Here is a 6858-nt window from a genome sequence, read left to right on the forward strand (position 1 = left end):
GCATCCGCTGGTCGCCGAGGACGATCGCGGCACGTTTTCGGGGCTCGCCAATCCCGCCATCCCGGCCTATCTGCGCTCGCTCGGCGTGACCAGCGCGGAGCTGCTGCCGATCCACGCCTTCGTCGATGACAGCTATCTCGTCGACAAAGGCCTCCGCAACTACTGGGGCTACAATACGCTCGCCTTCTTCGCGCCTGAGCCGCGCTACATGAAGACGCCGTTCGCAAACGAGTTCAAAGCCATGGTCAACCAGTTCCACGCCCATGGCATCGAGGTCGTCCTCGACGTGGTCTACAATCATACGGCGGAGGGCAACGAGCTAGGCCCGACGCTGTCGTTCAAGGGCATCGACAACGCGAGCTATTATCGACTGCTGCCGGATCAGAAGCGCTATTACATCAATGACACCGGCACCGGAAACACCGTCAATTTGTCGCATCAGCGCGTGCTGCAGCTGGTCGCGGACTCGCTGCGCTATTGGGCGACTGAGATGCGGGTCGACGGTTTCCGCTTCGACCTCGCCACGATCCTGGCGCGGGAGCCCTATGGCTTCGACGAAGGCGGCGGCTTTCTCGATGCCTGCCGCCAGGATCCCGTGCTGTCGGGCGTCAAGCTGATCGCGGAGCCCTGGGATATCGGGCCCGGCGGCTATCAGGTCGGGCAGTTTCCGCCGGGATGGGCGGAATGGAACGACAAGTTTCGCGATACGGTCCGCAGCTTCTGGAAAGGCGATGCGGGCATCGTGCCCGATCTCGCCAAGCGCGTTTCGGGATCGGGCGATCTGTTCAACAAGCGCGGGCGCAAGCCATGGGCCAGCGTCAATTTCGTCACCGCGCATGACGGTTTTACGCTGGGCGATCTGGTCTCCTACAACGACAAGCACAATGATGCGAACGGCGAGGATAGCCGCGACGGGCACGCCGACAACCGCTCCTGGAATCACGGGTTCGAGGGCCCGACCGACGATCCGGACATCACAACCTTGAGGGAGCGGCAGAAGCGCAATCTACTGGCGACCGTCCTGCTCTCGCTCGGCACGCCGATGCTGCTTGCCGGCGACGAATTCGGCCACAGCCAGCACGGCAATAACAATGCCTATGCGCAGGACAACGAGACGACGTGGCTGGAATGGCCGCGCATTGACGCGCGGGGCCGGGCCTTGCGGGAGTTCGTCCGCAAGCTGAGCGCGGTCCGCAACGCCTTTCCGATCCTGCATCGCAGCCGCTTCCTGGTCGGGGCGCACAACGAGGAGCTCGACGTCAAGGACGTCGCCTGGCTGTCGCCGTCGGGGCAGGACATGACGGTCGAGCAATGGCAGGATGGCGAGACGCGCTGCCTGGGCATGCTGCTCGACGGCCGCGCGCAGGCGAGCGGAATCAAGCGCCGCGGCTCGGATGCGACCGTGCTGATGATCTACAATGCGCATTCGGACAAGGTCGACTTCGTGCTCCCCGCCGTCGCCGAGGGCCGGTCATGGATCGGACTGGTCGATACCAGCGAGCCGGAGCGCGCGACGGAGGAATATGCTTTCGAACATGCGCTCCCGGTCGCCAGTCGATCGCTGCTGCTGCTGGTGCTGTCGACGGGCCGGGTGAGCACGGCGCTGCGCCGCGGCCTTGACGCGATCCTCAATGTGGTCGAAACGCCGCTGACCGGCTGAGGGGCAAGGGCGGCTTCGTCATTCCTTCCCGCCGATGTGGATTAGCACTTTGTCTCTCCAGGTCGCCGTCACAACCTGCAGGGACGTATCCCGCCCGAATGCGGCCCCGATTCCATCCGATTTGTCAGTTGTGTTCCAATTCGTTTCCCGCCATATGGCCTGTCAACTGACTGTCACAGGCGCCGCTCTTTTCGAGAGCGCAGCGCGATTCCTCTGACCCGATCGCAGGCAAGCCGACATGTTCGTCTCCTTCTTTCCACGTCCAAAGCTGTTTTTTATCTCGGTTCTGCTGTGGACCGCGCTGGCGATGGTGGTGTGGTATGGATATGCCTCCCAGTTTTTTCAGGAGGCCGAAAAGCCCATCGGGGTGGACACATTCTGGACGGCGCCAGCACTCTGGTTCGATTTCTATTTTGCTGTCTGCGTTGCCATCTTCGCGGCATTCTGGATGTGGTTTTCGCCGCATCCCTGGTCGATGTGGTCAATTCTCGGCTCCGCGCTGATCCTGTTCACCACCTACTTCAACGTCCAGGTCAACGTCGCGATCAACGCCTGGTTCGGGCCATTCTACGATCTGATCCAGTCCGCAGTGTCGAAGCCAGGATCGGTCACGACGGCGCAGCTCTATGGCTATTCGGCGACCTTTGCCGGCATCGCATTGGTTGGGATCACGGTCTCCGTGCTGACGCTCTTCTTTGTCAGTCACTATATCTTCCGCTGGCGCACGGCGATGAACGAGTATTACGTCGAAAACTGGCCGCGGCTCCGCGGCGTTGAAGGCGCCTCACAGCGCGTCCAGGAAGACACCATGCGCTTTGCCAGCACGGTGGAAAGCCTCGGTGTCAATCTCATCGAAGCCCTACTGACCCTGCTGGCGTTCCTGCCGGTCTTGAACAAGCTGTCCAGCAATATCACCCAATTGCCGCTGGTCGGGGTGATCCCTTATCCGCTGGTAACGGCCGCGGTGGTCTGGTCGCTGTTCGGCACCGGTGCCCTCGCGCTGATCGGGATCCGCCTGCCCGGCATCGAATTTCACAACCAGCGAGTTGAGGCGGCCTACCGCAAGGAGCTCGTGCTCGGCGAGGATGATTCCGTTCGTGCGGATCCGCTGACCTTGCAACAGCTGTTCGTCAATATCAGGCGCAACTACTTCCGTCTCTATCTCAATTTCATGTATTTCAACGTCGGCCGATACATCTATCTGCAGACTGACGCCATCGTTGGTTATGTCCTGCTCACGCCGACGATTGCTGTGGGCGCCATTACGTTGGGGCCGATGCAACAAATTCTGAGGGCCTTCACGCAGGTGCGACACTCGTTCCAGTATCTGGTCACTTCCTGGAGCACGATCGTCGAACTGATCTCGATTTATCAGCGGCTGCGGGGCTTCGAGGCCACGCTGCATGGCGAGAAGTTGTCGTCGATGGAAGCGAAGTCTGCGACTGAGGCAGCGGAATGATCGGCCCGCGCGGCCGCAACCGAACTCTTGGCCCATCGCTGACGCGATGCTCCTCGGGATGAGGCTGTCATCCCACCGCAGATCCAAACCCGCATGGCGAGGAGCCGCGCTCCCTATGCGCGGCGTCTTCCGAAGATGCTCCGCATGGCTCGGTGATCAGGTGATGTGAGACTGAGCGATGCTTTTGCGTCGCGGCCGTCCCGCTCAGTCCTGGGTTGTAGCTTGTTCCTCCCTCGCCAGTTCTTTGGTATCCTGATCGGATACTGAAAATGACAAGAACACTGGGAGGATTGTAATGAACGGCAAGAGCAGGCAACTAGCGGCCGAAGCAATCGGTACCTTCTGGTTGACTTTTGGCGGCTGCGGCAGCGCGGTGATCGCTGCCGGTGTTCCTCAAGTCGGGATCGGAATGCTCGGCGTGGCGCTGGCCTTCGGCCTCACCGTGCTGACCATGGCCTATGCAATCGGACATGTGTCGGGGTGCCATCTCAATCCGGCCGTGACGGTCGGGCTCACGGTCGGCGGGCGGTTCCCGGCCGAGCTGGTGCTGCCCTACATCGTCGCGCAGGTGGTCGGCGCGATCGTCGGCGCGGCGCTGCTGTATGCGATCGCCAGCGGCGCGCCCGACTTCAGTCTCGCCGGTGGGTTCGCCGCCAACGGCTATGGCGAGCATTCGCCCGGCAAATACGGGCTGGGCGCCGGCCTTCTCAGCGAAGTCCTGCTGACCATGATGTTCCTCTTCGTCATCATGGGCTCAACCCATGGCAAGGCGCCGGCGGGCTTTGCGCCGATCGCGATCGGCCTCGCGCTGACGCTCATTCACCTGATCAGCATCCGCGTCACCAACACCTCGGTGAACCCGGCGCGCAGCACCGGCCCCGCGCTGTTCGTCGGCGGCTGGGCGCTGGCGCAGCTCTGGCTGTTCTGGGTGGCGCCGCTGATCGGCGGCGCGGCCGGCGGGTTCATCTACCGCTGGCTCAGCGAGGAGCCGGCGGGGCAGGTGACGGGCCAGGCCGGCTGACCGCGAATGGCCGCTTGGCGCGATGCGGATCGCGCCATGCGGCCCCCAGCGCTGTCCTCGGCCGGGCGGCTATCAGGATGATGGCTCTTCGTCGCTTTCGGGCGGCGCTCCGTCGAGCAGGTCCAATGCGGCGTCGATCTGCGCGAGCAGGCGCTCGAGCTCATCGCGTTCATGCGGGCCTGGCGCCTCGTGCAGCCGCTCCGTCAATTGCTGCTTTCGCGCGAGCAGCGTTGCCGCGGTCGACATCAGGATCTCCGAGTGAAGTCCCGCAAACGCTGCAGCCAAGCGCTGCTCGACGAAGGCTCCGGCCGCTCCGCCACAGGGTCTGCCTCCGGCACGATGGAGGGTGATGTGTCGGGATCCAGTTCGTAAAAGCGCTGCATGAGCTGATCGAGATGAGTGGACAAATTCGGCGGCTCGCGAGCAAGCAACACCTTGAGCCGTTCTCCGAGTTCCTCGCGGATCGCCTCGTTGTGCATTGGTTGAAGCGCCATTGCTCGCTCCCAAGCCTGATGGTTTCCTCAGCTCAACAACCCCCGATCCCGCCGCCGGGTTTCCCCCTGCGTCGGTTCGGCCATTGCATCGGAACCCGAGCCAGGAGTGCCGCGTTGGAACTTTCGCTGTGTCGTGGCTTCAGGCCCGCGAGACCGGTGAAAGGCCTCAACGCCGACCGGTCGCTGCCAGCAGCGCGTCGCGCACGGCCTCCGGCATCGCGTGCACGCGGCGGCCGGCGATGAGGCGCAGCGTGGCAAACCCGACGAGGAACACGACCACCTTGCTGATGATGCCGTAGGCGGGCATGACCAGCGCCCATGTCGCCACGCCGAAGGTCAACGCGACATAGGCGTTGACCGCGGCGGAGACGAACATCAGGGCGGCCCAGAGATAGCCGACGGCAATGGCGACGTCGGGCACAACGGCCTGTGCGATAGCGGGCAGGTAGCGATGCATCCAGCCGGGCTTGAGCATCACGACCCCGACGATCGCGTAGATCACGCTCGGCTTGAACAGCACGAAGCGCGGGTCGTCGGTAAGAAGCGTCGCGGTGCCTGCGGCGATGAGCAGAAGCAGGCTCAGCCATTCCATCGTATTGATCGGCTTGTTCCGTACGAGTTTGGTGCCGATCTGTGCAAGTCCCAGCGCCGCGCCGAGGCCGATGGCGAGATAGGTGTTGTGGGTCGCGAGAAACACGACGACGAACAACAGCGTCGACGCCAGGTCGAGCAGCAGCAGTTTGGCCGCATTCAGGAAGTCACGCATCGGCTGGAGCGTTTTCGAGCGAAGTGGGCACCGGTTCGCGTGAAGAAAACGCGTCAAAGCAAAGTCTAGAGCCTTTTCCGTTCCGATTCAATCGGTCCGGAAAAGGCTCTAGCGGCGGTCGTACGCGTCGGGCTCCATCGCCCAGGCCGATTGGTCGTGGCCCTGCGCGTAATTGCGGTTGGTCTGCGCCGGATCGCGGTTGACCAGGGGGCGCAGATACATCGGGTGCGTCGCGCTGCGCACCTCGTGCTCGACCGTGAACAGGCGCCGGCCATCGGCCGGGTCGACGATATCGCAAAAGCGGTATTGGTATTGGTTGTCTTCCTGCGAGATCAGGCCGCGCGCCTTCAGAAGCCGGTAAGGGCCGGAAAAATTCGTGATGTAGATCTGCACATGATGACCGTCGTAGTCCGGCTGCGGTGCATCGGTCTCGCGGAACTGCAGGTACTGGTCCTTGCCGACCTGCACGCGCGCCAGCGCGGTGTGGCCGCCGTTTGCAAGCGCGGCCTTGATCCCCATGATCTGCGAATAGAAATCGCAAATGCCTTTTGCGGTTCCCTTCGGCACGTCGAACTCGACATAGGGAATGCCGAGCGCAACCCGCCCGAAGCGGGCGGCATCCGGCTCGTAGCAGCGCACGCGATTGCCCCAGGGACAGATCGCCTCGACATGGTCGTTATGCGCGCTGAATGCGAAGGCGGTGCCGTCGAGTTTTGGGCGCACCGCGGCCAGGCGGTCGAGCAGTGCCGCGCGGTTCGACATCACGATGGCGGTATGCCCCCGCAGCACCTGCGCCGGTCCGGTCGGCAAATGAAACTGGCTGCGGCCGACATTGACCCACATGTTGCTGTCCGACACCATAAGGTAGGGATCGCGGGTCAGCCCGAGGCCGGCGACATAGAACAGCGTGGCCAGGCGCTGGTCGGGTACAGTGACGTTGACGTGTTCGAGATGGATCGAGTTGCCGAGGTCTTCGCTCGTGCGGTCGAACTGCTGCATGGACGCGGGCTCCCTCATTGGACGCATCCTAGCGAAGCGCGCGCGCCGATCCAACGGTGGGGTCGCCAATTCAGCGCCTGGGTGCTATTCATGTTGCAATGGCCTCAAAGGCGGTCGATACCGAAGGTGAGATCACAGTGACCTCGGAATGGCAGTATCAGCTGAGATTCGACGTCAGCGATGCCGGGACGGCGGAAGCGGTGCGCCGCGGCGATCCTGCGCTGCGGCGGCTGTTCGATATCCTCACCGCACATCACGCGCTGGCGAGATGCCAGTTTGACGCCTTTGCGGAGTATGTCGCCGCGGCCGAAGCGGAGGGTCTCGAAAACTATCCGCTCTATGGGTGGACCAAGGCGACGATCGAAGATCCGGCGAAGAAGGAAAAATATCAAAAATCCCTCACGCTCTACGTTGACGGGCAGGAGGTCTACGCCAAAGAGATTGCGGATGCGCTGGAGC

General features: G+C 62.9%; 8 protein-coding genes. 4 read left to right on the forward strand and 4 right to left on the reverse strand.

Annotated elements, in window-relative coordinates:
- From glgX to aqpZ, 3 genes are all read left to right on the forward strand, one after another.
- A partial coding sequence (gene glgX, locus JOZ76_RS21340; RefSeq protein ID WP_291701555.1) for a glycogen debranching protein GlgX occupies nucleotides 1-1660 on the forward strand: 1660 nt, incomplete at its 5' end.
- Nucleotides 1661-1898: 238 nt separating this feature from the next.
- On the forward strand, nucleotides 1899-3119 hold the full coding sequence (gene sbmA, locus JOZ76_RS21345; protein ID WP_291701557.1) for a peptide antibiotic transporter SbmA: 1221 nt from the start codon (nucleotides 1899-1901) through the stop codon (nucleotides 3117-3119).
- A gap of 295 nt (nucleotides 3120-3414) precedes the next feature.
- Nucleotides 3415-4140 (forward strand): aquaporin Z, encoded by a 726-nt coding sequence (aqpZ, locus tag JOZ76_RS21350; protein WP_291701559.1) that lies wholly within the window; start codon nucleotides 3415-3417, stop codon nucleotides 4138-4140.
- A gap of 72 nt (nucleotides 4141-4212) precedes the next feature.
- On the opposite strand, the gene JOZ76_RS21355 is transcribed toward aqpZ, so the two are convergent.
- The 4 genes from JOZ76_RS21355 to JOZ76_RS21370 form a co-directional block, all read right to left on the reverse strand.
- A complete protein-coding gene (locus tag JOZ76_RS21355; RefSeq protein ID WP_291701561.1) occupies nucleotides 4213-4386 on the reverse strand; it encodes a hypothetical protein in 174 nt (57 codons plus the stop codon).
- Nucleotides 4386-4619 carry a hypothetical protein gene (locus JOZ76_RS21360; protein ID WP_291701563.1) on the reverse strand — a complete coding sequence of 78 codons (234 nt, stop codon included), beginning with the start codon at nucleotides 4617-4619 and terminating at the stop codon, nucleotides 4386-4388. Before JOZ76_RS21360 ends, JOZ76_RS21355 begins: the two co-directional genes overlap by 1 nt.
- 181 nt (nucleotides 4620-4800) lie before the next feature.
- On the reverse strand, nucleotides 4801-5400 hold the full coding sequence (locus JOZ76_RS21365) for a septation protein IspZ (protein WP_291701565.1): 600 nt from the start codon (nucleotides 5398-5400) through the stop codon (nucleotides 4801-4803).
- 108 nt (nucleotides 5401-5508) lie between these two features.
- Complete coding sequence (locus tag JOZ76_RS21370) at nucleotides 5509-6417, reverse strand: VOC family protein (RefSeq protein WP_291701566.1); 909 nt, start codon at nucleotides 6415-6417, stop codon at nucleotides 5509-5511.
- 80 nt (nucleotides 6418-6497) lie between these two features.
- Between JOZ76_RS21370 and JOZ76_RS21375 the strand changes: the two genes are divergently transcribed.
- A partial coding sequence (locus JOZ76_RS21375; RefSeq protein ID WP_366938605.1) for a hypothetical protein occupies nucleotides 6498-6858 on the forward strand: 361 nt, incomplete at its 3' end.

This window comes from Bradyrhizobium sp., from assembly GCF_019244115.1.
Lineage (GTDB): Bacteria > Pseudomonadota > Alphaproteobacteria > Rhizobiales > Xanthobacteraceae > Bradyrhizobium.